This is a genomic window from Acinetobacter sp. ACNIH1, from assembly GCF_002934695.1.
In the GTDB taxonomy this organism is placed as follows: domain Bacteria; phylum Pseudomonadota; class Gammaproteobacteria; order Pseudomonadales; family Moraxellaceae; genus Acinetobacter; species Acinetobacter variabilis.
The window spans coordinates 1321836-1343617 of sequence record NZ_CP026420.1; the positions used below are offsets into that span (position 1 = coordinate 1321836).

The 21782-nt window shown below is 41.6% G+C and carries 18 protein-coding genes and 4 pseudogenes; 15 read left to right on the top strand and 7 right to left on the bottom strand.

Annotation, left to right across the window (positions count from 1 at the left end; all coding sequences use genetic code 11):
* The first annotated feature begins 90 nt into the window (after nucleotides 1-90).
* The 7 genes from C3F22_RS06505 to C3F22_RS06535 all read left to right on the top strand — a co-directional run bounded on the left by C3F22_RS06505 (nucleotide 91) and on the right by C3F22_RS06535 (nucleotide 8079).
* Nucleotides 91-846, top strand: coding sequence for a class II aldolase/adducin family protein (locus tag C3F22_RS06505; RefSeq protein ID WP_004785712.1), 756 nt, complete (start codon nucleotides 91-93; stop codon nucleotides 844-846).
* Nucleotides 843-1766 carry a 2-hydroxyacid dehydrogenase gene (locus C3F22_RS06510; RefSeq protein ID WP_004785714.1) on the top strand — a complete coding sequence of 308 codons (924 nt, stop codon included), beginning with the start codon at nucleotides 843-845 and terminating at the stop codon, nucleotides 1764-1766. The genes C3F22_RS06505 and C3F22_RS06510 overlap by 4 nt, the downstream gene beginning before the upstream one ends.
* Nucleotides 1767-1802: 36 nt before the next feature.
* Nucleotides 1803-2591, top strand: a complete 789-nt coding sequence (locus C3F22_RS06515) for an enoyl-CoA hydratase-related protein (protein WP_004785716.1) — start codon at nucleotides 1803-1805, stop codon at nucleotides 2589-2591.
* An 11-nt stretch (nucleotides 2592-2602) separates the two neighbouring features.
* Entirely contained in the window at nucleotides 2603-3583 is a 981-nt protein-coding gene (locus tag C3F22_RS06520) for an NAD(P)H-dependent flavin oxidoreductase (RefSeq protein WP_004785718.1), read from the top strand.
* 207 nt (nucleotides 3584-3790) lie between these two features.
* Entirely contained in the window at nucleotides 3791-5593 is a 1803-nt protein-coding gene (locus C3F22_RS06525; protein WP_104426126.1) for an acyl-CoA dehydrogenase C-terminal domain-containing protein, read from the top strand.
* Between the two features lie 135 nt (nucleotides 5594-5728).
* Nucleotides 5729-6568 (top strand): alpha/beta fold hydrolase, encoded by an 840-nt coding sequence (locus C3F22_RS06530; RefSeq protein WP_004785722.1) that lies wholly within the window; start codon nucleotides 5729-5731, stop codon nucleotides 6566-6568.
* Nucleotides 6569-6582: 14 nt separating this feature from the next.
* Complete coding sequence (locus tag C3F22_RS06535; RefSeq protein WP_004785724.1) at nucleotides 6583-8079, top strand: flavin-containing monooxygenase; 1497 nt, start codon at nucleotides 6583-6585, stop codon at nucleotides 8077-8079.
* A gap of 37 nt (nucleotides 8080-8116) precedes the next feature.
* On the opposite strand, the gene C3F22_RS06540 is transcribed toward C3F22_RS06535, so the two are convergent.
* Nucleotides 8117-8939, bottom strand: a protein-coding gene (locus C3F22_RS06540) for an IS5-like element ISAba27 family transposase (protein WP_104426124.1) whose coding sequence is annotated in 2 segments (ribosomal slippage) — nucleotides 8117-8557 and nucleotides 8559-8939 — 822 coding nt in all. Because the reading frame shifts where the segments join, the coding sequence is not laid out codon by codon here.
* Between the two features lie 92 nt (nucleotides 8940-9031).
* A pseudogene (locus tag C3F22_RS06545) lies at nucleotides 9032-10295 on the bottom strand (MFS transporter).
* 282 nt (nucleotides 10296-10577) lie between these two features.
* Between C3F22_RS06545 and C3F22_RS06555 the strand changes: the two are divergent.
* Nucleotides 10578-12260 (top strand): annotated as a pseudogene (locus C3F22_RS06555) (AMP-binding protein).
* 243 nt (nucleotides 12261-12503) lie between these two features.
* Here the strand turns inward: C3F22_RS06555 and C3F22_RS06560 are convergent.
* The 3 genes from C3F22_RS06560 to C3F22_RS06565 all read right to left on the bottom strand — a co-directional run bounded on the left by C3F22_RS06560 (nucleotide 12504) and on the right by C3F22_RS06565 (nucleotide 14618).
* The gene (locus C3F22_RS06560) at nucleotides 12504-13181 is read right to left on the bottom strand and encodes a type 1 glutamine amidotransferase domain-containing protein (protein WP_004785731.1); all 678 of its coding nucleotides are present in this window, start codon (nucleotides 13179-13181) and stop codon (nucleotides 12504-12506) included.
* Between the two features lie 173 nt (nucleotides 13182-13354).
* A complete protein-coding gene (locus C3F22_RS18345) occupies nucleotides 13355-13519 on the bottom strand; it encodes a hypothetical protein (RefSeq protein WP_004785734.1) in 165 nt (54 codons plus the stop codon).
* 229 nt (nucleotides 13520-13748) lie between these two features.
* The gene (locus tag C3F22_RS06565) at nucleotides 13749-14618 is read right to left on the bottom strand and encodes an SDR family oxidoreductase (RefSeq protein ID WP_004785736.1); all 870 of its coding nucleotides are present in this window, start codon (nucleotides 14616-14618) and stop codon (nucleotides 13749-13751) included.
* 197 nt (nucleotides 14619-14815) lie between these two features.
* Here C3F22_RS06565 and C3F22_RS06570 point away from each other — a divergent pair.
* Nucleotides 14816-15067 (top strand): annotated as a pseudogene (locus tag C3F22_RS06570) (ABC transporter ATP-binding protein); the annotation flags it as partial.
* 62 nt (nucleotides 15068-15129) lie between these two features.
* Here C3F22_RS06570 and C3F22_RS06575 read toward each other — a convergent pair.
* Nucleotides 15130-15441 carry an ArsR/SmtB family transcription factor gene (locus C3F22_RS06575; RefSeq protein WP_004785741.1) on the bottom strand — a complete coding sequence of 104 codons (312 nt, stop codon included), beginning with the start codon at nucleotides 15439-15441 and terminating at the stop codon, nucleotides 15130-15132.
* Between the two features lie 104 nt (nucleotides 15442-15545).
* Here C3F22_RS06575 and C3F22_RS06580 point away from each other — a divergent pair, with 104 nt between their 5' ends.
* Both C3F22_RS06580 and C3F22_RS06585 read left to right on the top strand, forming a co-directional pair.
* The gene (locus C3F22_RS06580; RefSeq protein WP_104426128.1) at nucleotides 15546-15962 is read left to right on the top strand and encodes a YeeE/YedE family protein; all 417 of its coding nucleotides are present in this window, start codon (nucleotides 15546-15548) and stop codon (nucleotides 15960-15962) included.
* Nucleotides 15963-16379 carry a DUF6691 family protein gene (locus C3F22_RS06585; RefSeq protein ID WP_004785743.1) on the top strand — a complete coding sequence of 139 codons (417 nt, stop codon included), beginning with the start codon at nucleotides 15963-15965 and terminating at the stop codon, nucleotides 16377-16379. It begins immediately after the preceding gene.
* Between the two features lie 63 nt (nucleotides 16380-16442).
* Here C3F22_RS06585 and C3F22_RS06590 read toward each other — a convergent pair whose 3' ends face one another.
* Nucleotides 16443-17324, bottom strand: a complete 882-nt coding sequence (locus C3F22_RS06590) for an IS982-like element ISAba9 family transposase (RefSeq protein WP_004282326.1) — start codon at nucleotides 17322-17324, stop codon at nucleotides 16443-16445.
* An 83-nt stretch (nucleotides 17325-17407) separates the two neighbouring features.
* Here C3F22_RS06590 and C3F22_RS06595 point away from each other — a divergent pair.
* The 4 genes and pseudogenes from C3F22_RS06595 to C3F22_RS06610 form a co-directional block, all read left to right on the top strand.
* Nucleotides 17408-18238, top strand: a pseudogene (locus C3F22_RS06595) (MBL fold metallo-hydrolase); the annotation flags it as partial.
* Between the two features lie 118 nt (nucleotides 18239-18356).
* Entirely contained in the window at nucleotides 18357-18782 is a 426-nt protein-coding gene (locus C3F22_RS06600) for a hypothetical protein (RefSeq protein WP_004785747.1), read from the top strand.
* Nucleotides 18783-18821: 39 nt separating this feature from the next.
* Nucleotides 18822-20714 (top strand): copper resistance system multicopper oxidase, encoded by a 1893-nt coding sequence (locus tag C3F22_RS06605; RefSeq protein ID WP_004785749.1) that lies wholly within the window; start codon nucleotides 18822-18824, stop codon nucleotides 20712-20714.
* The gene (locus C3F22_RS06610) at nucleotides 20701-21594 is read left to right on the top strand and encodes a copper resistance protein B (protein ID WP_004785750.1); all 894 of its coding nucleotides are present in this window, start codon (nucleotides 20701-20703) and stop codon (nucleotides 21592-21594) included. Before C3F22_RS06605 ends, C3F22_RS06610 begins: the two co-directional genes overlap by 14 nt.
* Nucleotides 21595-21782 lie beyond the last annotated feature (188 nt).

Consider the following 21782-nt stretch of genomic DNA (forward strand, 5'->3'; position numbering starts at 1 on the left):
TATTTCGCTTTATGAAATAATATTCTGTTTTTATAAAATTATGATATAACAGATAGTGATCGAAATGCTATATTTTTCTAGGATGGAATGATGACAATAAAAAATCTCGTTACAGCTGCTGAATGGCAGGCACGCTGTGAACTGGCAGCGCTTTATCGCATTATTGCGCATTATCGGATGACTGACCTGATTGATACCCATATCAGTTTAAGAGTTCCAGATCAGCCTGACTGCTTTCTGATTAATCAATATGGGGTCGCATTTGAAAAAATGCGTGCTTCAACGCTGGTGAAGATTAATCATGAAGGACAGGTGGTAGAAAGCTATGAACAAGACAAGCCAGTCAATATGGCAGGCTTCGTGATTCATTCTGCGATTCATGAAGCACATCCTCATCTGAATTGTGTCATTCACACCCATACCGCGGATGGAATTGCTGTTTCTGCACAGAAACACGGGCTTCTCCCAATTTCCCAGCACGCCATGAAATTTTATCAGCATGTGGCCTATCACGAATATGAAGGCGTTGCGCTTTCAACTGACGAACAAGAACGCTTGATTCAGGACTTGGGCGACCATCGTGCCATGATTTTACGCAATCACGGACTATTAACGGCTGGGGAGACCATTGCACGGGCTTTTCATGAAATTTATTTTCTGGAACGCGCCTGTCAGGCACAGGTGAAAGCCTTAAGCGGCGGTGCTGAATTGCATTATCCAGCAGAAGAAGTCCGAATTAAAACAGCCAAGCAGTTCGCGAGTCCTCTCATTGAACCGATATTACAGCGTGCCTGGCAGGCCGCTTTATCCCTGATTGAGCATCAATATACGGAGTATGCATCATGATTGTTATTTCCAGTTCTGTACCGAATATTGAGGCCATTTTGGTCAAGTCTTTTCAAAAATATGCGCCAGCTGGTAGTTTCTGTACAGTGGAGAGCCCTGAAGCTGAACGGGCAACCACAGTTGCTGCCTGGTTTCCAGATCTGGAAAAAGTGCAGCAGCTACCAAAGCTTGGCCTGATTCATTCGATTGCTGCTGGGGTAGAACATTTAAACTTAAATGCTGTACGCCCAGATCAAGCCGTTTGCCGGGTACTGGATCCACATCATCAAAAAGGCATGTTTGATTATCTGCTTTGGGGCGTGCTGTATTTTCAGCGTTATTTTGACCTCATGATCCAGCAGCAAAAGCAGCAGCTGTGGAAGCAATATCGCCAGAGCTATAGCCATCATATCCAGATCGGGATTATGGGACTGGGGCATATGGGCGGATACGTAGCAGAACGCTTTGCTGACATGGGCTATCAAGTCTCTGGTTGGTCGAATTCCCCAAAAGATATTAATCAAGTTAAAAGTTATGTGGGTCAAGAACAGCTTTCCGAGTTCCTGGCTCAAAGTCAGATTCTGATTAACCTGCTACCCCTTACCGAAGAAAATACCGGGATTCTTTCTGCTGAATTATTTCAGCAACTGCCTGAACAGGCAGCTTTGATTCATGTCGGGCGTGGCCAGCATTTAATCGAGCAGGATCTACTCAATGCACTGGATTCTGGCCAGTTACGTGGTGCAATTGTCGACGTATTTGAACAGGAACCTTTGGCTGCTGACCATCCATTCTGGCAGCACGAAAAAATTGTGGTGACACCACATGTGGCCTCACATGCCCCAATGTCTGTGGTGGTAGAGCAGATTCTGGAAAATGACCGCCGTTTAAATCAAGGCCTGGATTTGTGTCATCAGGTGGATGTCAATAAAGGCTATTAATTGTAGGGATACAGATAAAAAATAAGGAAATTGATGATGTGGGAAATGATTCAGACTCAGGTTCAGCAAGGCATCGCTACTTTAAGTTTTAATCGGCCAGATTCACTGAACAGTTTTAACCGGCAAATGCATGAGGAAATGCAACAGGTTTTGAAAAGCTGGAATACGAATCCGGATATTCGGGTGATTGTGATTCTGGGTAATGGTCGGGCATTTTCTGCAGGGCAGGATTTAAAAGAACGGGCTGGACAGCTTGGCAATGTACCTTTGCCACCAGAGGGTTCGCTGGCTAAATACTATAATCCTTTAATCAACCTGATTCGCAAAAGCCCTAAACCTGTGATTGCAGCGGTAAATGGTGTGGCTGCAGGTGCAGGGGCTAATATCGCACTGGCTTGCGATCTGGTCATTGCCAAGGAAAGTGCCAAATTTATTCAAGCCTTTTCTAAAATCGGCTTAATTCCTGATGCCGGCGGTACCTGGATGTTGCCGCGTTTAATTGGTTATGCACGCGCTATGGCATTAACCTTACTCGGTGAACCTGTGCATGCCAAAGAGGCTGCTGAAATGGGCATGATCTGGAAAATGATCCCTGATGCAGAATTTGATGCTTATATCGAAGAACTTGCACAGCGACTGGCACAACAGCCGACCTATGCACTGGCTTTAACTAAACAGGCGCTGCAACGCAGTGCTGAAAATAGCATGGATCAGCAACTGGAGCTGGAACAAAACCTGCAATATCTGGCCCTGAGTAGTCAGGATTATAAAGAAGGTGTACAGGCCTTTATCGAAAAACGCCCCGCACAATTTACCGGACGCTAAGGAGAGCATTCATGAAAATTCAAACGCGTATTACCGAGCTTTTAGGCATTCGCTATCCGATTATTCAGGGCGGCATGATGTGGGTCGGTACTGCAGAAATGGCCAGTGCAGTCTCCAATGCAGGTGGTTTGGGAACGCTGACGGCATTGACACAACCCACACCTGAAGCGCTGACCAAGGAAATTGCACGCTGCCGTGAAATGACAGATCAGCCTTTTGCAGTAAATCTGACTTTATTGCCCGCTGTAAACCCACCGCCGTATGCCGAATATCGACAGGCTATTATTGAAAGTAGAATCAAGATTGTAGAAACGGCAGGCAACAAACCACATGAACACATTGAAGCCTTTAAACAGCATGGCATCATTGTGATTCATAAATGTACCTCGGTACGTCATGCACTTTCAGCACAAAGAATCGGCGCGGATGTGATCTCGATTGACGGTTTTGAATGTGCTGGTCATCCGGGTGAAGACGATATTCCTGGACTGATTCTGATTCCAGCAGCCGCTGATCAACTCACTGTACCGATTGTAGCCAGTGGTGGTTTTGCGGATGGTCGTGGTTTGGTGGCAGCACTTGCTTTAGGTGCAGAAGGCATCAATATGGGAACACGTTTCTGTGCCACACAAGAAGCGCCGATCCATCCAAATATCAAGCAGTTTTATGTCGACAATGATGAACGGGCAACGCATCTGCTTTACCGTCAGTTCAGGAATACTGCGCGTGTTGCGAAGAATGCAGTATCTGATCTCGTCGTTAAAATGGGTGAAGATCCAAATCTGGAATTTGAACAGATTCGCCCTTATGTCAGTGGCTTAAAAGGCAAGCTGGCTTTGGAAAATGGCGATGTTGATGCAGGCATACTGACAGCAGGTCAAGTGATGGGATTGATCCATGACATTCCAACCTGTCAAATGCTGATTGACACTATCATGCAAGAAGCAGAACAGATTGTTCAGCAACGTTTGGCTCAGTTTTTCCCGCGCTAGATCGTTTCATTTTGGTCATTTAATCAAAAGCCATTCATTACCGAATGGCTTTTTTATACCAAAGTTTTAATTTTTTAAATGTGATTTTTTATGTCATGACTAGATTTTATCCATGAACTTATATTATATTCGACCTAAAACATAATTTCGTATTATGAAATTAATTGTCATAAATATACAAATTAGAACTCATACAAGGGAATTACGATGAGAAATTATATTGCGCCATTAAAAGACATGAAGTTTGTCCTGAAAGATCTGCTCAATGTTGAACAGAAATACACAGGCTATGCAAAGTTTGCAGACAAAGTTTCTATGGATATTATGGAACAATATCTGGAAGTCGCTGCGGACTTTTGCCAAAACGAACTTCTACCGATTAATGCAACAGGCGACCAGCAGGGCTGCCGTTTGCAGGATGGCGTCGTAACTACACCGGATGGTTTTAAAGCGGCTTATGACAAATATGTAGAACTCGGCTTTACTTCATTAACTGGCGATGAAAAATATGGCGGTCAAGGCTTCCCGACTTTATACCGTATTGCCATTTCAGAAATTATCACAGCGACCAACTGGTCTTGGGGTATGTATCCAGGCCTGTCACATGGTGCGATGCGTACCTTAGAGCATCATGGTAGCGATGAACAAAAACATAAATTCCTGGTGCCTTTAATTGCAGGTCGCTGGACCGGAACCATGTGTTTGACTGAATCACATGCGGGTTCTGATCTGGGCCTGATCCGTACCAAAGCGGTGCCAAATGAAGATGGCAGCTACAGCATCAGCGGTGAGAAAATCTTTATTTCTGCAGGTGAGCATGATCTGGCTGAAAATATCGTGCATATTGTGTTAGCACGTTTACCGGATGCGCCTGCCGGCACCAAAGGTATTTCACTGTTCATCGTGCCTAAATACAATCTGGATGAAGCTGGGAATGTGGCTTCTCGCAATGGCGTGGTGTGTAGCGCGATTGAACACAAGATGGGTATTCATGGCAATGCGACCTGTGTGCTGAATTTTGACAATGCCAAAGGCTTCCTGATCGGGCCTGAAAACCGCGGCTTGAACTGCATGTTTACCTTTATGAACTCTGCGCGTATTGGAACGGCGATTCAGGGTCTTGCTGCAGCTGAATCTTCTTATCAAGGTGCATTGGCTTATGCCAAAGACCGTCTGGCGATGCGTTCACTTGAAGGTGCTAAAGAGCCAAATCTGCCTGCGGATCCAATCATCGTGCATCCAGCAGTACGTAATATGTTACTGACTCAGAAAGTATTTGCAGAAGGTTCACGTGCCTTGGCTTATTATCTGGCTACGTATGCAGATATTGCTGAAGCAACAGATAATCCTGAAGAGAAAAAAGCCGCAGAAGATCGTCTGGCATTATTAACCCCAATTGCTAAAGCATTAATGACTGAAACGGGTGTAGAAGCAGCCAAACACGGTATGCAGGTTTTTGGTGGACACGGCTATATTGCTGAACATGGCATGGAACAGATTGCCCGTGATGCACGTATTGCTAGCCTCTATGAAGGCACCACTGAAATTCAGTCTATTGATTTACTGGCTCGTAAAGTGCTGGGTTCGAAACTAGGTTTATTGACTGCATTAACAGATGAGATTCAGGGCTTTGTAAAAGAACATCAGCAACATGCCCAGTTTAACCAGCAAGTGGCACAAGTGAGCCAGTTGACTGAGCAATGGCTAGAATTAACCAAAACCATTCAGTCTCAGGCGCAACAGTCTGCCAATGAAATCGGTGCGGCATCAGTCGATTACTTATATTTCTCTGGTTATGTAGTGTCTTCATATTTATGGCTAAAAATGGCGATTACGGCTCAGCAAAAGATTGAAGAAGGCAATACTGATCCGTTCTATGCAGCGAAGATCAAAACCGCACAATTCTTCTTTGCACGTATTCTGCCAAGAACTTCAACCCACATTGCCAATATTCAGGCCGGTGGTGAGAGCTTGTTCCTACTGACTCCTGAAGAGTTTAAATTCGATTAATCCTTTTACCCACGATCAATCTCTCGATCGTGGGTCTTTTTTTAATTTCTATTTTTTCATCCTGCACAATATTCAATATCGATGGGTACTTTTCAGTATTACATCGGCCATAAAACAACAAGATCAGGAGTCTATATGGATTTAGACACGATTACACGACAATGTCCTTATGGTGATCAACAACTCACTTATCATGAAGTCGGACACAAATCCTCATATCCCACCATTATTCTGATTCATGGCACAGGTGGAAATACCGACAAACATTTCAGTTATATTTTCCCCATGCTCGGTATTCATCAGCGGGTTTTATCCATTGATTTGTATACCCCGGATAAAGCTGATCTGGCAGTGACTGATTTTAGTCACCAAGTTGAAGTCCTGATCCATCATGCAGTTGAAGAAGATGAAGCTATTACTGTGGTGGGTTATTCACTCGGTGCCGTGATTGCTGCACAACTGGCTGCAAGTCTTAAACAGCGCGTGGCACGTTTGATTTTGTTAGCCGGTTGGGCAAAAACCAGTTCGGTGCAACAACTACGAACCACCATCTGGCAACAGTTATTTAATGATCAATCTGCAGCATTGCCGCATTTCGTGAATTATTGCCTATATAGCGATGACTATCTGTCAGCTCGTACTGAAAAACAGGTGCTTGATCTGGCACGTTTCGTCAAACCTTCTCAAGATGCAGCTAAACAGCGTGAACTAAATTATCGCATTGATATCACCGCCATTTTGCCGGACATCTCTGCTGAGACCTTGATCGTGGCCTGTCGTGAAGATCGTATGGTGCCTTTAGCGCAAGCAAAATTACTCTTTGCTTCGATTCAGAATAGCCGTTATATCGAAATTTCTTCGGGACATGCGATTCATATTGAAGCGCCAGCAGAAGTTGTGCAGCTAATTAATCAGTTTAGCCAGCATCCAGAGCAGTATCCGGCGAATCAAAAAATCCAGCCCATGATGCCTTAAAAAGGAGAAAAATAATGCAAGCTCAAGGACAGCGCAGCAAGATTTTAATTGTAGGCAGCGGTTTTGGTGGCCTAGGAATGGCGATCCGTCTTAAACAGCAGGGCATTCACGATTTTAAAATCATTGAACGTGCAGCAGAAGTAGGCGGAACATGGCGTGATAACACCTATCCCGGTGTCGCCTGTGATGTACCATCGCATTTATATTCTTTCTCGTTTATTAAAAACCCTAACTGGTCACGTGTCTTTCCGCAAGGGGCAGAAATTCAGCGTTATTTAATCCAATGCTGTGATCAGGAAAATATCCGGCCACATATTGATTTTCATACACAACTGGAAAAAGCCAGCTGGAATACCGAAAAACGTATATGGGAAATCCAGACCTCTAACGGTTTGTATCAGGCAGATTTTTTAATTACAGCAACCGGGCATCTGGCAGATGAACATCTGCCACAAATTCCGGGATTGGATGAATTTCAAGGTCAGGTAATGCATTCTGCACGCTGGAATCACGAAGTGAATCTGGATAATCAGCGTGTGGTCGTCGTAGGTTCAGGCGCTTCTGCGATCCAGCTTGTACCGGAAATTGCCAAAACAGCAAAAAGTCTGACCGTATTGCAACGTAGTGCAGCGTATATCTTGCCGCGACCGGACCGACCTTATTCTGAGTCAGAAAAACAGCTTTTCCGCAAAGATCCGGACAGCATGTCGGCGTTAAGACATTCCTTGTTCTGGGGTAATGAATACAATTTTGCCCAGCGCCGTAATCTGAAAAGCCAGATCGAGCGGGTCAAAAAAAACTGCCTACAATTCTTGAAACACCAGATTCCAAATTCTGAATTACAGCGAAAACTTACACCGAATTATGAACCCGGCTGCAAGCGTTTATTGCTGTCCAATGATTATTATCCGACTTTTCTAAAACCGAATGTCACGCTTGAAGATTCAGCTTTGGCTCAAGTGAATAAGGATGGCGTAATCAGCAAATCAGGCAATGAATATTCTGCAGATATTATTGTCTTTGCTACCGGATTTGAAGCAGCACGACCACCTTATGCCGCAAAGGTAGTGGGTAAACATGGCCTAAGCTTGGAGCAGCAATGGTCTAGTGGTATGCAGGGTTATCAATCTACGACAGTCCATAATTTTCCAAACCTGTTCATTCTGAATGGTCCCAATACCGGAAGTGGGCATAACTCAGCGCTTTATTTCCTGGAAACCCAATTTGATCTGGTACTGGACGCCTTGCAATTTTTTGAACAGCAACAGATTCAGGTTTTTGAAGCCGATCAGAACGCCGAAAATCGCTATATGCAGGAATTACAGCAACTTTCCCAAGGCAGTGTCTGGTTATCAGAAAGCTGTCAAAGCTGGTATCTGGACCCGGTGAGTCGCAAACTGACTTTGGTCTGGCCGGATTATGCACATTCTTTCAGAGATAAAAACCAGCATTTTATTCGCAGTGGTTACCATTATGAATATATAGAAAATGCTCAGAGAAAAGTTGTCTGATTTTTAAATTTATTCATTAGACCTCTTGCGAAAGTCGTTATTGCAAGTTCATCCGATTTACCAGTGCAGCGATTAAGTTAATGCGTAAACCGAATCTTTTCCGTCTATTTCGATAGCGTTCACTTAATATTCTAAATGTTTTCAATTGACTATTAATATGTTCGATCACAACTCGTATTTTTCCAATCATTTTATTGTACTTTTTCTCAACATCAAATAAGGGTAAATTCTTCTTTTTCTTTATTGGCATCAATAATTTAAAGCCATCTTGCTCTAATCCGTAGTACCCTAAATCGGTCATAACATATTTACAATGTTTGAATTTTTTAACCGTTCTTCTTGCCAATTTAATGTCATGCTGACTGCCATTCGATATATCTAGCCCTATGATTTGTTTGCTGTTCGGATGATAGATCACTTGTGCTTTTAGCGTATGTTTCTTCTTTTTACCACTGTAGAACTTACTCTGATTTTTTTTTCGGACGTTCTATTGAACATTCTGTCGCATCAATAATGACCCAGTTAAACTGTTCGTCTGCTGTGGTAATGCTTCGTTTTGGCAGAGTAAACCGTCTTGATTTCATCAATGCATCTTCAACCTTTTTAATGGTTCGATTCACATTACTTTCAGCGATATGGTAATTTGCAGCCAACTCCAATTGAGTGCTGTAATTCCGTAAGTAATTGAGTGTTAATAATAATTGATCCTCTATAGCTAAAGTATGAGGACGCCCAGATTTCTTTTTAAGTGATTCTACTTCTTTTAAAACTTCGATCATTTCACTAAAAACTGGTCGAGGTACACCAACCAAGCGCTGGAATTCAGAATCTGAAAAACGATTTAATTTGTGATATCTCATGAAATTTAGATTGAGGTGGTTTTTACTTTCGCAAGAGGTCTATTAAAAAAACCAGTCTATTTGACTGGTTTTTTATCAAAAGATGATAGAGATTAATCTGCTTTTTGCGGATCATATAAGCGATCACGTATAAACAGTGCAGGAATCAGACCGCAAATAAAATAGGCACCTGCCATTTACCAGTAGACCCGTTCCAATTGAGCCTCCATGAGCAAAATAACCAATAGTGAGTGGTGCAAATGCTGCTCCGATACGGCCTATATTGAATGCACCACCTACAGCCGTACCACGAATCGAAGTAGGGAAGCTTTCAGTCATATACGTGGCATTAATGGCAAATGGCATACCATACAAGAAGCCGAACATGAGCATCAGGTACAAAATATTGGTCGGTGTATTGAAATAAATTACAATCTGAAGAAACAGAGCTGTGCTCATGGTTCCAAAAGCGAACAAGGCACGTCGTCCGAAACGATCTGCCAGAATCCCGGCGACGATCTTGGCAAAAATCATGATCATAAACGTGCCAACCATATAGCCAGTCATAGCCTTAAAGCTGATGCCCAGATCCGATTCGAGATAGGCAGGTAAGCAGTTACTTAAACCGGCATAGCCAAATTTCAGGGCACCAGCACTTAAAATCCATAGTAAAAATATCCAGCAGTGATTTTTATCTTTGAGAATGACTTTATAAGGATTCTCTTTTTTCACCTTAACTTTGCTAGCTGCTTCCTGACGTTTTAATTTACGTGAACGTAGCCATGAATCCGGCTCAGGAACAAGAAAATAAAGCAGAAAAGCCAGAACGATCGGGCAAATGGTAATCCAGTACAGCATACGCCAGCTATATTCAGGAATAATCCAGCCCGCCAGTAAAGTTGCACATAATGAACCTAAGGTAAAACCGGTCATAAGTGCCGCCAGAATAGTCGTCCGGTATTTTGTCGGAACATATTTTGACATTAAGGTATTACAGGCGGTGTATAGGGAACCCAGTCCAATAGCTGCAATACTGCGGATAATTAAAAACTGATGATAAGATTCTACAAAGCCCAAAGTGCAAGATAAACTTGAAGCAAAAATCATCTAAAATACAATAACTTTCTCCCGGCCAAAATGGTCACAGGCCCAACCGCCAATCACTCCACCGACCAGACTCCAGCTCCCTAAAGCACCTGCCTGAACTGTGGTTAAATTAAATTCAGCTTTGATACTGGTAAGGCTATAGGCCAAGAAAGCCAGATCAACACCGTCTGCAAGTAAAATAAGAAAACATAGAATAAACGCGGTCATCCATATTTTTTTAGGCTGAACTGTAACTCGTTCAGCTTCTAGCACTGAAGTTTCATACGTCATCATCGACATCCTTTTCTTGTTACGTTGTTGTTTTATAAGAATGAATCCACATTCTTTTTTTGCTTTTAATGATTTACTATTTCACTATAAGAAATTTAATATTATTAATTGATAAAATATATACAAATAATTAGCCATAAAATTCGTGATTTCATTTGTAAAAATTTGAAATTAGCCAAATATTGGATTGATTTGGAAGGAAAGATAACGTTATTATTTTTTAATCAAAATAAAGTTTCACGATACAAAATAAATTTTAAAATCAAGGATAGGAGTGCTGTAATGACAAGTCAGCTATGGATGGAAGAATATAAAAAATGGAACGTCAATCCGGAATTTACCCGGCCTGACCCTGATAAAACTTTGAGCACGACAATTGCTGAGAATCTACTTAAGTTCAAGGATAAGACTGCTTTCTTTTATCTGGATCGAAAGTTCAGCTATCAGGAGATTGATGTATATAGCCAGAAACTGGCTACTTACCTACAGAATCTAGGCCTAGCAGCCGGTAGCCGAATCGCGGTGATGTTGCCGAATATTATTCAATATCCGATTGCGACTTTCGCGATTATTCGTGCGGGTTATATTCTGGTTAATGTAAACCCGATGTACACCCAGCGTGAGTTGTATCATCAAGTTCAGGATTCAGGAGCAGAAGCCTTGATTATTCTAGGCTCAACCTTAAAACAGTTAAATAATCTGGATGAATGTCCTGCACTGAAACATGTAATTTCTACTCATCCGCTCGATTTTATTCAGGATCAGTCGATATCAATTTATAGCCAAATGGAGCAACATCCAGAAAAACAGTTTTCTGACTTTAAACAGGTGATTGATCAGGTACAGGTGATTGATTTTGTAGCCCCTGTACAGCAGCAAGAAGATACCGTTATTCTGCAATATACCGGTGGAACTACAGGTGTTTCCAAAGGTGCTGAGCTCAGTCATCGCAATATCTTATTTAATATTGCCCAGAACAGTACAGTGTTTATCAGCCATTTTGACGATCGTTATGCCACAGAAGATGAATATGTGTTTTGTGCCTTGCCGCTGTATCACATTTATGGTTTTACCATCTGCCTGTTCAGTTATGGACTAAGTCGAGGTTTTGCCAATGTGCTGATTCCAAATCCAAGAGATCTGGACGCTTTAGTGGATCAATATCATAAACATCCTCCGACGGTGTTTCCGGGCGTGAATACCATGTTTAATGCATTGGCTCATCATCCACGTTTCCGCGAGCTGGATCACTCACGCCTAAAAACCACGACAGGCGGTGGTGCATCTGTTTTAAAAAACACGGCAGAATTATGGTATGAAGTCACAGGCTGTCATATCTATGAAGGCTACGGTCTTTCTGAGACCTCACCAACGGCAACATTTAACCCGCCTTTAAGCAAGCGCTTTAGCAGTAGTATTGGCTTGCCATTGGCAGGCACAGAAATTCAGATTCTGGATGACGAAGGAAAACCTGTAGCACTTCATCAGGCTGGAGAAATTGCTATTCGCGGCCCTCAGGTGATGAAAGGTTACTGGAAGCAACCGGAAGCAACAGCACAGGTATTTACCAAAGATGGTTTCTTCCTGACAGGTGATATCGGCTGTATGGATGAGAAGGGTTATATCACCATTCTGGACCGTAAAAAGGACATGATTCTGGTCTCGGGTTTTAATGTCTATCCAAATGAGTTGGAAGGTATTTTATCTAAACATCCTAAAGTACTGGAATGTGCCGTCATTGGGGTGGATGATGAAAAATCTGGACAAGTTCCGAAAGCCTTTATTGTAAAACAGGATACCAGTCTGACCGAGAATGAAGTCATGACCTATCTGAGACTATAATTGACCAGTTATAAGCTGCCAAAATATATTGAGTTTGTGTCTGGATTGCCAAAGTCTACAGTCGGTAAAATTCTACGTCGTGAGTTGCCTAAAACCGTGCAGCCGGATGCCAAAGCCTGTTAAGGAATGACATAGTCAAAATAAAAAAGGAATCTTTCGATCACTGCTGTCCCATAGTTTGCTTTAAATAAAAAAACCTGAGTCCTAACAGTTAAAATATGAGTGCAAACAAACTGCATCAACAGCAGCAGTAGCGAATTAGAATTTCGGCATAAAACTAATAAAAACCCTGATGTGACATCACATCAGGGTTTTTAACCAGTAAATAAATAACTGACCTACAATGACTTATATCTGGATGAAATCTTATTTTAATAACTTTAACAGCGCCTCAGCCGTTGCGGCAGAAGATGCCGGATTCTGTCCGGTAATTAACAGGCCATCTTGCTGTACATGCACCTGCCAGTCCTCAGCCTTGGAATACTGTCCGCCTTTTTCTTTCAGCGTATCTTCAACTAAGAATGGCACAATATCAGTCAGCCCAACACCATCTTCTTCGGTATTACTAAAACCGGTCACTGATTTGCCTTCGACAATAGGTCGGCCTTCTGCATTCTTAACATCGCGAAGTACACCCGGTGCATGACAGACAAGTGCCACAGGTTTATTGGTCTGTAGAGTCTGTTCAATTAAGGAAATAGAATGCTGGTCCTTGGTCAGATCCCATAACGGTCCATGACCGCCCGGATAAAAGACCGCATCAAAATCCTGATTTAGCACTTCACTTAATTTATGCGTATTGGCAAGTGCCTGCATAGCCACTTCATCTGCTTCAAAACGTTTGGTTGTTTCGGTTTGCGCATCAGGTTCATTACTTTTTGGATCAAGTGGTGGCTGGCCACCAGCAGGAGAGGCTAATGTTACGTCTGCGCCTGCATCAATAAAAGTGTAGTAAGGCGCGGCGAGTTCTTCGAGCCAGAATCCGGTTTTTTTACCCGTTTCGCCAAGTTGATCATGTGAGGTTAATACAATCAGAATTTTCATATTTTTCCTTAAAATTATCTTGAATGACTTGATGAAATAACGAAACAAAGGAACGAATCTGACTTCCTAACGCAATCAGATTTTTTCGATTGTTTAAAAATAAAAAGAATAAAATCTGGATAGTTAAAATGATGCTAAATCAATAGCATCACTTTCCTTGAATTTTAGACAGTTTAGCCTTTCTTTTTCTTGCCACCGCCGTCCTGCTTATTCACAGTCGACCAAGCAATACGTTCTGCTTCGTCTTCAGAACGACCACGATCTTTTTCACTGTCTTCAATATGCTTAGCCTGCCGTTTTTGCTTTTCGGTATAAGCCGATTTATCACCTCTAGACATTTTACTATCCTCATCAGGTAGGGTCTGAAATCACTATAACAAGGGATGATTTTGGCGCGGGTAATCATCTGTCAGGATTTGTTTGAATTGTTTTATAGCTTTAAGATGAATTTTATTGATATTCATCAAATTCTGTCCTTTGAAAGGTGTCTGAATCTAAAACATATCAAATAATTAATAAAAAAGTAGATAACGACCTAAAAGACCGCTATCTACTTTCAAACTTTGATTAGCCGTTAATAATACTGCCGCCATTTACATGAATAACCTGACCTGAAATATAGCTGGCTTCTTCACTGGCCAGAAATAAATAGGCAGGAGCGACCTCACTCGGTTGTCCCATACGTCCCATTGGTGTCTGTTTACCAAAATCTTCCAGTTGTTCTTCATCAAAGCTACTTGGAATGAGTGGTGTCCAGATTGGGCCTGGTGCAACACCATTCACACGAATTCCGGTTTTATTTTTCGCCAGATTGGTAGATAAGCTGCGAGTAAATGAAGTAATCGCGCCTTTGGTACTCGAATAGTCTATCAACGTGTCATGCCCATGATAGCTGGTGATACTGGTCGTATTAATAATACTGTCACCTGCCTGCATATGCGGAAGCACCGCCTGAGTTAGATGAAACATGGACAGGATATTGACATTAAAGGTCTTGAATAACTGGTCTGGAGAAATATCAGTAATACTGTCCTGCGGATACTGTACACCCGCATTATTTACCAGAATATTAATGGTTTTAAATTCCTGAAGGGTCTGCTCAACCATTTTTTTGATTTCATCAGGATGCTGTAAATCGCATTGAATCAACATGCAACGGCGTCCTTCTGCTTCAACCATTTTTTTGGTATCAAGCGCATCTCGGTCTTCATCCAGATAGCAAATGGCAATATCGGCACCTTCACGGGCAAACAATACTGATACAGAGCGACCGATCCCGCTGTCACCACCTGTAATGAGTGCTACTTTGCCTTTTAATTTATCGCTACCTTTATAATTTTCTTTAATGACTTCCGGGATAGGATTCATTTTAGTCTGGTCACCCGGTTGATGGGCTTGGGTTTCAGTTGAAGCTGGAGTTTCAGGATAGTTATTCATATTTTTTCCTTGATTGCTCTTGATGAAAAAATATATTAGGAGCTTTTAGTTGGGATTAAATCAGACTCAACACTTCATAACAGAATCTGTGCAAGATTTAGCATTTATACATTTAGCTTAAATTGACACTTTAAAACTGTATGTTTGAGTTATTTAAAGTCGACTTCTAGAATGAAATATCGGGTTTCTTTTAAGAAATTGCTCGTGCCCTCATTACAGAACCTGCCTTGTTACTGGCCGATGAACCAACCGGGAACCTGGATACCCAGACCGCGTCTGAAGTTTTTGAACTGTTTCGTAAAATAAATAAGGAACAGGGCTGTGCCATTTTGCTGGTGACTCATGATCCGCGCTTGTCTGTTAGTGGTGACCGCACTATCAAGTTAGTTGAAGGTCTGATTCAAAGTGATACCAAAACAGCTCCAGCAGATATTCCTGAAAATACTTAACTTTTAAATATTTAAGAAGTTTTATTCTTCAATTATAGATAAATGAAGATTTTTCTTATCACTTAAGCCTTGCAATAAAGCTGATATAAGGTTTGCATCAGGGTGAGTAATTTGGGGTCGGAAAGCTGATAAAAAATCTGTTTGCCTTCACGACGCGTGCTGACCATTTCGGCTTTTCGGAGTACGGTAAGTTGTTGCGAGAGAGTAGGTTGGTGAATATCAGTTTGTAGCTCAATCTGTTGTACATTCATTTCACTATCGACCAGTACACATAGAATTTTCAGACGGTCAGAATTCGACAACACTTTTAAGCGTTCGCTCACTACATGAGCCTGAGAAAAATCAATACGTGTCTGAGTTTCATCTGCTGTCATATAAAAACCTGTATTTGTATTAGTCACGCAATATTCAAAAACTGTCTTTATTAATATTTTTAATTATATAATATAAAAATATATATTGTAAGTAGGATATGCTCATGCATGACTTTTTGGCAGCGTTTCTCGGTGGATTACTGCTTGGTCTTTCAGTGATCGGCTATCTGTATGTCAATGGCCATATTGCGGGCGTGAGTGGTTTGGTTGGGCAAGTACTTAATCGAAAGACGATTTTCAAAACTCCTGCGGTCTGGTTTTTAGCAGGACTATTTATAGTTCCATTTATCTACGGCGTTTTGTTTCAGCCAGAAATTGAGCTGAATGCCAGCCCATGGATGATGGTCATTGCCGGTTTGCTGGTCGGTTTTGGTACACGTTTAGGCTCAGGTTGTACCAGTGGGCATGGCATCTGTGGGATTAGCCGTCTGTCAAATCGCTCCTTTGTTGCGACCGGGTCTTTTATGCTGGCGGGATTTATCACGGTTTATGTTGTTCGTCATCTGGTTGGAGCTATTTAAATGAAAAATCTATTCGCTTTTCTATTTGGTGGCCTGTTTTCAGTCGGCTTAATGCTCTCAGGCATGTCTAATCCTGAAAAAGTTCTGGATTTTCTGGATCTGTTTGGGGATTGGGATGCCAGCCTTGCCTTTGTCATGATGGGGGCTATTCTGGTGGCGTTTATTCCTTTCCAGAAAGCTAAACATAATCCAAATCCAACCACTTTATTTAATGAACCCATTGATTTACCAAAGCATCAAAAGATTGACCCTAAACTGCTGTCGGGTAGTTTATTATTTGGTATCGGTTGGGGAATTGCAGGCATTTGTCCGGCACCCAGTTTTACCCTGATTGGTTTGGGACATTATCAAGCCTTGTATTTTATGGCAGCTATGATGCTTGGGGTCTGGATTCACCGTAAATGGGCAGGAGTATAAATATGACACAGCAGTCACACGTCAAAGCATTTTTTGATAAAAATACCAATACTTACGCCAATCTCAACTTAAAATAAGATTTTCGAATTGAATTGGTGAATGACCAAGCTTTTTATTTAGCACCACACAAATTGTATGCGACAGAATTTTACGAGTTATGCGGTGGGTTAAATGCCATAGATCTTTTGCCCTCACTTTCTGAATGTGAAAGCGATCTGTTAATTGACCAATCACTGTTTCAATCTTTCTTCTGGCTTTCATCAGTATTTGCAGTGTCTCTTTAGGTCTGAAATCTATCATGTTTTTTCTAAAGGGTGTTTGTAAATCAATACCCTGATATTCATAATATCGTTTCAATTCTGGTCTTAAATAGCCCTTATCTGCTCCCAGTAAACCGTAAATATCATTCGTAATTTCAGGTGCAACATCTCGCTCATCACAATGAGCAGGTGCAAAGGTATAACCCGAAATCATGCCTGAAAGATTAATGACGATATGAGCTTTGAAACCATAATATTTTTCTTGTTTTGCAGCACAATAACTAAAACCTGCGTATTCTTTAAAGTTTTTATGCTTTCTAGCTCTGGTATAACTACAGACAGGGAGTGGGAAGCCATCAATAAAGTGAATGTTATCTGAACCATAACGCTGAATGAGCTGTGCCATAATGGATTGACTGACATGCCACAGGTTTGCACAATGTTTACAGAAATTGGGATAAGATCCTAATTTTGGAAACCATTCTAACCAATTGTTTTTGAAATACATCCAAATATTTTTGTCTGTATCTAAACCAAGAAATTCACCTACTATTTGCATAGTGATGATTTCTGCATCAGTAACAGCAGGCGGAAAACCACGAGTTCTCAGGGGCTGAGTAACAACAATGGGATAAAGTTCTTCTATGATTACATAGACAAAAATGATAAATTCTTCAATGGACATAACTTTGCTTTAATTTCTTGGTGGAAACTAAAATAGGGTTATGTCCTTTTTATTTCAATCACTTAAAAAGTTGAGATTGGGGTAATACTTTTAGTTATGTAGTGAGTGATCCTCAAACTGCCCAATGTGCCATTATTGATAGCGTGCTGGATTACGATGCTGCGTCTGCCACCACATCGACCGAGCATGCCGATCAGATGATTGCCTATGTAAAATCACAAGGTTTGACCGTGGAATGGATTCTGGAAACCCATGTTCATGCTGATCATCTGACAGCCGCCCCATATCTGAAACAGCAATTAGGCGGCAAGATTGCAATCAGTAAGAAAATTTCGCTGGTGCAGGAAACTTTTGCCGAGATTTATCATCTGGACATGAAACAGATCAATGCGCATCAGCCTTTTGACTATCTGTTTGAAGATGGTGAGCATTTCAAGATTGGCGAACTGGAAGTTTATAATATTCCTACGCCAGGCCATACACCTGCCTGTTTAAGCTATGTGATTGGTGATGCCGTCTTTGTAGGGGATACACTGTTTATGCCTGACTATGGCACGGCTCGTTGTGATTTTCCAAATGGCAGTGCCTCGGTTTTATATGATTCTGTTCACAAGCTATTTCAACTCCCGGAAAGTACCCGGGTATTTTTATGTCATGACTATTTGCCAGAGTCACGTCATGAATATCAATGTGAAACGACGATTCAGCAGCAAAAACAGCAAAACGTTCATATCCGTGAAGGGATTAGCAAATCTGAATTTGTACAGATGCGAGAGCAGCGTGATGCGGGTCTAAGTATGCCTAGACTGATTTTGCCTGCGATCCAGATCAATATGAATGGAGGACAGTTTCCAATGCCAGAAAACAATGGTATGTCTTATTTGAAGCTGCCGCTAAATTATTTTAAGAAGTGATCAATTTATCAGGAACAAAATATTAATCTTTAAATTAAGCGCTTATAAAGTTTGCGAATTTTAATATTCCACCCTATGCTATTTGGGTTAACTCATTTTTATATTTTCAGGGTGCATCGTGCTCAGACAGTTCTTTAAACAGATCTGGTTTGTGATGCTTATGGTCTTCGCCGTAGGCTGGAGCGGCATGTCTGTTGCTTCAGTAAAAACGATGCATCTGGAATCATCAGCCAAGCAGATGAGTTCCCATTGTCAGGAAATGGCAAAAATAGAGAAGTTACATAGCCAGCATCAAGCTATGCATGGTTCTGCTCATGATATGAGTCAGGACATGGATTGCCACTCCGACTTAAACGAGCACAAAGATGACTGTCCGGATTGTATTTATAGCTCTTGCCATAACCTGAGTAGCTGGATCGATGTAGAAATTTCAAAGTTAACTCTCCCTGAGATTCATGCCTTAGAAACTACTTTTATTTCTAATTATCAAGCCAAGCACCTTGCCGGGTATTGGCAGGAAATACTGCGCCCACCTAAAGCTTAATCCTCGTTATTTATATTTTAATAAATCAAGGATTAAGTTATGTCGATTAAAATTAGTCAAAGCCTGTTATTGGGCTTAAGTTTAGTGATTTCGTCTTCATTATTTGCTGCTGTAAAAGAATATCAGCTGGTTATTGAAGAAGGTCCAGTCAATCTCACCGGTAAAACGGTACAACGTATTACAGTGAATGGAAAATTTCCTGCACCTTTACTGGAATTTGAGGAAGGTGATGAGGCGATTATTCGCGTCAAAAACAAGCTAAAGAATAAAGAAAGCTCTCTGCATTGGCATGGTTTATTGCTACCCGGTCTGATGGATGGTGTCCCGGGTTTTAACGGGTTTCAGGGCATTGCACCTAATCAGGAATTTGTATATCGCTTTAAAATTCGTCAGAGTGGAACCTACTGGTATCATGCCCATTCCAAGGGTCAGGAACAGGACGGTCTTTATGGCGCCTTTGTGATCTATCCCAAAAACCAGGCGGAAGTTCCTGCACATGAGCAGACCGAACGTGATTATGTGGTCATGCTTTCAGAATTTCATGAGCAGTCCGGCCAGCAGATCATGAATAATTTAAAAAAATCTGCCGAGTATTATCAAAATCAGCGTGAAACTCTGGGCGATGTTTTTCAGCAAATCAAACGGGAAGGGCTTAAAGCCACCTGGAATGATCGCAAAATGTGGAATCAGATGCGCATGCTGAAAACCGATCTGTCTGATGTAACCGGCTATACCTTTTTAGTGAATGGAAAAACGCCTGAACAGAACTGGATGGCACAGTTTAAACCGAATGAAAAAGTGCGACTGCGTTTTATCAATGCCTCTGCCATGTCATTTTTCGATGTGCGTATTCCACAGTTAAAAATGACAGTCGTCAGTGCAGACGGGCAGCCTGTCAAACCTGTAGTTGTCGATGAATTCCGCATTGGTGCCGCAGAAACCTATGATGTGATTGTGGAGCCCACTGCGGAACACTATCAGATTGAAGCTGAATCGATTGACCGTTCTGGTTTGGCGATTGGCAGCTTACAGAATGAGTTAAAGCCAGTTCATCATGCCATACACAAACCTATATCCCGTCCTCGTGCCTTATTGACCATGGAAGATATGGGGCATGGCAACATGCAGGGTGAAGAACACGAGCAGATGAATCATCAGAATCATGCTAGTCATGACATAAATGTCAAAAAAGATACTGAACATACGATGATGGGGTATAAGCAGCATGTATCAGCCAAAGTGATCGAGCAAGGGGAAGATAATCATGCCGAGCATTCAGATACTTCATCCGCTTTAGATTATGTGAATCACACAAATATGACCTGGCATGAGCAACATGAAGAAGATGCCAAAACTTCTACGCAGCAACCGGTTTACGGCTGGGCTAATGCCTCTACACCGGTAGGGCATAAAGCTTTGCAATATAGCGATCTAAAATCTTTGACCCCGCAAAAAGATATTCGCGAAGCAGAAAGCGAATTAGTGATTCGTTTAGGCGGTACCATGGAACGGTATATCTGGACCATGAACGGCAAAAAATTTAATGAAGCAGAGCCGCTCAAAGTGAAATTTGGGGAACGGATCAGGCTGAAATTTATCAATGACAGTATGATGGCGCATCCGATGCATTTACATGGCATGTTCATGCAGCTCGAAAATGGCCAGTCTGCAATAGATATGCCGAATAAACATACAGTGATTGTCCCACCTGGAAAAACCGTTACGACTTTGCTGACTGCAGATGAACTAGGTGAATGGGCGATTCATTGTCATCTGCTGTATCACATGACTGCCGGCATGATGAATAAACTGATTGTAGCAAATGTTCAGGAAAATGGCGTTTCGACTCAGGATACTGTGCAGGAAAATCATTCCAATCATCACATGACAAAACCAGTAGAAAAACAAGGAGATGCTCATGCGCACCATTAATCTTTGTTTGAAACCTGTTTTGGCTAGTGTATTGGCGTTGGGAAATATTGCTGTTTTTGCTGAAGAAAGTTCTCAACAGCATGCTGATCATTCGATGCATCATCAACAATCACTCCAATCGTCAGAGCATCATTTAACTTCAGTAGCACCGGAAGTTGCTGAAAATTTAATTCCAGATTCAGCTTCAACCTATTCCAATGAGCATGATCATCGCAAGGAACATGGAGGGCAAATTTATACGTGGGTCAAACTGGACAATACATGGATCAAAAATTCAGAAGGTGAGGGAGGTTTACAGTCTGAGAATGAGCTTCGGATTGGCACGGATGAAAATAAACTGTTCATTAAACTCAAAGCTGACAAACAAGAATCCAGAACAACAGAATATGCAGTCCAAGCTCTGTATAGCCGGAATATTTCAGATTTCTGGGATGCTCAGGCGGGTCTTCGCTATCGTCAGGAAAGTTTGGGGCAGCCTAATGCTGGGCAAGATAGTGAACATGTAGATGCAGTGTTTGGATTCCATGGACTGGCGCCGTATTTCTTTGAAACCAATACACATCTGTATCTTGGTGAAGATGATTTTATCGGGCTTGAATTGGAAACAGAACGTGATCTGCTACTCACACAAAAACTGATTTTGCAGCCTTATTTTGAAGTTGACCTCATTCTGAAGGATAAAGCAGCCAATGCCAAAAAGACTGGAATAAGTCATGCGGCATTCGGTCTGGAAACTCGTTATGAAATCAATAAAAAGATCATGCCTTATCTTGATATTGCTTATGAGTATTCCAAGGGTAATGAGCAAACCTCATGGCAGGACGCATCTGATTCTGAACAGGGCTGGCGTTATGGAATCGGTTTAAGAATGATGTTCTAAACAGATATGTATATAAGCTAATATTTATGAGGCGGAAAAATCATTTTCTCGCCTCATATACTCAGTTATATCTTATTCTTAAGGTCTTTATAAACTTTTAAATTTTTCTTTGTTTTAAATTATTCATCTTCAGAATAAATATAAATACGATTGGACTTATAAAAACCCAAAGTGCCATAAAGCTAATA

Excerpts from the sequence above, each read along its gene's own strand:
- C3F22_RS06585 (WP_004785743.1), top strand. The coding sequence starts at position 15,963 with ATGAAAAATCTATTCGCTTTTCTATTTGGTGGCCTGTTTTCAGTCGGC.
- C3F22_RS06560 (WP_004785731.1), bottom strand. The coding sequence starts at position 13,181 with ATGAAAATTCTGATTGTATTAACCTCACATGATCAACTTGGCGAAACG.
- C3F22_RS06610 (WP_004785750.1), top strand. The coding sequence starts at position 20,701 with ATGCGCACCATTAATCTTTGTTTGAAACCTGTTTTGGCTAGTGTATTG.
- C3F22_RS06525 (WP_104426126.1), top strand. The coding sequence starts at position 3,791 with ATGAGAAATTATATTGCGCCATTAAAAGACATGAAGTTTGTCCTGAAA.
- C3F22_RS06575 (WP_004785741.1), bottom strand. The coding sequence starts at position 15,441 with ATGACAGCAGATGAAACTCAGACACGTATTGATTTTTCTCAGGCTCAT.
- C3F22_RS06530 (WP_004785722.1), top strand. The coding sequence starts at position 5,729 with ATGGATTTAGACACGATTACACGACAATGTCCTTATGGTGATCAACAA.
- C3F22_RS06535 (WP_004785724.1), top strand. The coding sequence starts at position 6,583 with ATGCAAGCTCAAGGACAGCGCAGCAAGATTTTAATTGTAGGCAGCGGT.
- C3F22_RS06605 (WP_004785749.1), top strand. The coding sequence starts at position 18,822 with ATGTCGATTAAAATTAGTCAAAGCCTGTTATTGGGCTTAAGTTTAGTG.
- C3F22_RS18345 (WP_004785734.1), bottom strand. The coding sequence starts at position 13,519 with ATGTCTAGAGGTGATAAATCGGCTTATACCGAAAAGCAAAAACGGCAG.
- C3F22_RS06510 (WP_004785714.1), top strand. The coding sequence starts at position 843 with ATGATTGTTATTTCCAGTTCTGTACCGAATATTGAGGCCATTTTGGTC.
- C3F22_RS06565 (WP_004785736.1), bottom strand. The coding sequence starts at position 14,618 with ATGAATAACTATCCTGAAACTCCAGCTTCAACTGAAACCCAAGCCCAT.
- C3F22_RS06505 (WP_004785712.1), top strand. The coding sequence starts at position 91 with ATGACAATAAAAAATCTCGTTACAGCTGCTGAATGGCAGGCACGCTGT.
- C3F22_RS06590 (WP_004282326.1), bottom strand. The coding sequence starts at position 17,324 with ATGTCCATTGAAGAATTTATCATTTTTGTCTATGTAATCATAGAAGAA.
- C3F22_RS06580 (WP_104426128.1), top strand. The coding sequence starts at position 15,546 with ATGCATGACTTTTTGGCAGCGTTTCTCGGTGGATTACTGCTTGGTCTT.
- C3F22_RS06515 (WP_004785716.1), top strand. The coding sequence starts at position 1,803 with ATGTGGGAAATGATTCAGACTCAGGTTCAGCAAGGCATCGCTACTTTA.
- C3F22_RS06520 (WP_004785718.1), top strand. The coding sequence starts at position 2,603 with ATGAAAATTCAAACGCGTATTACCGAGCTTTTAGGCATTCGCTATCCG.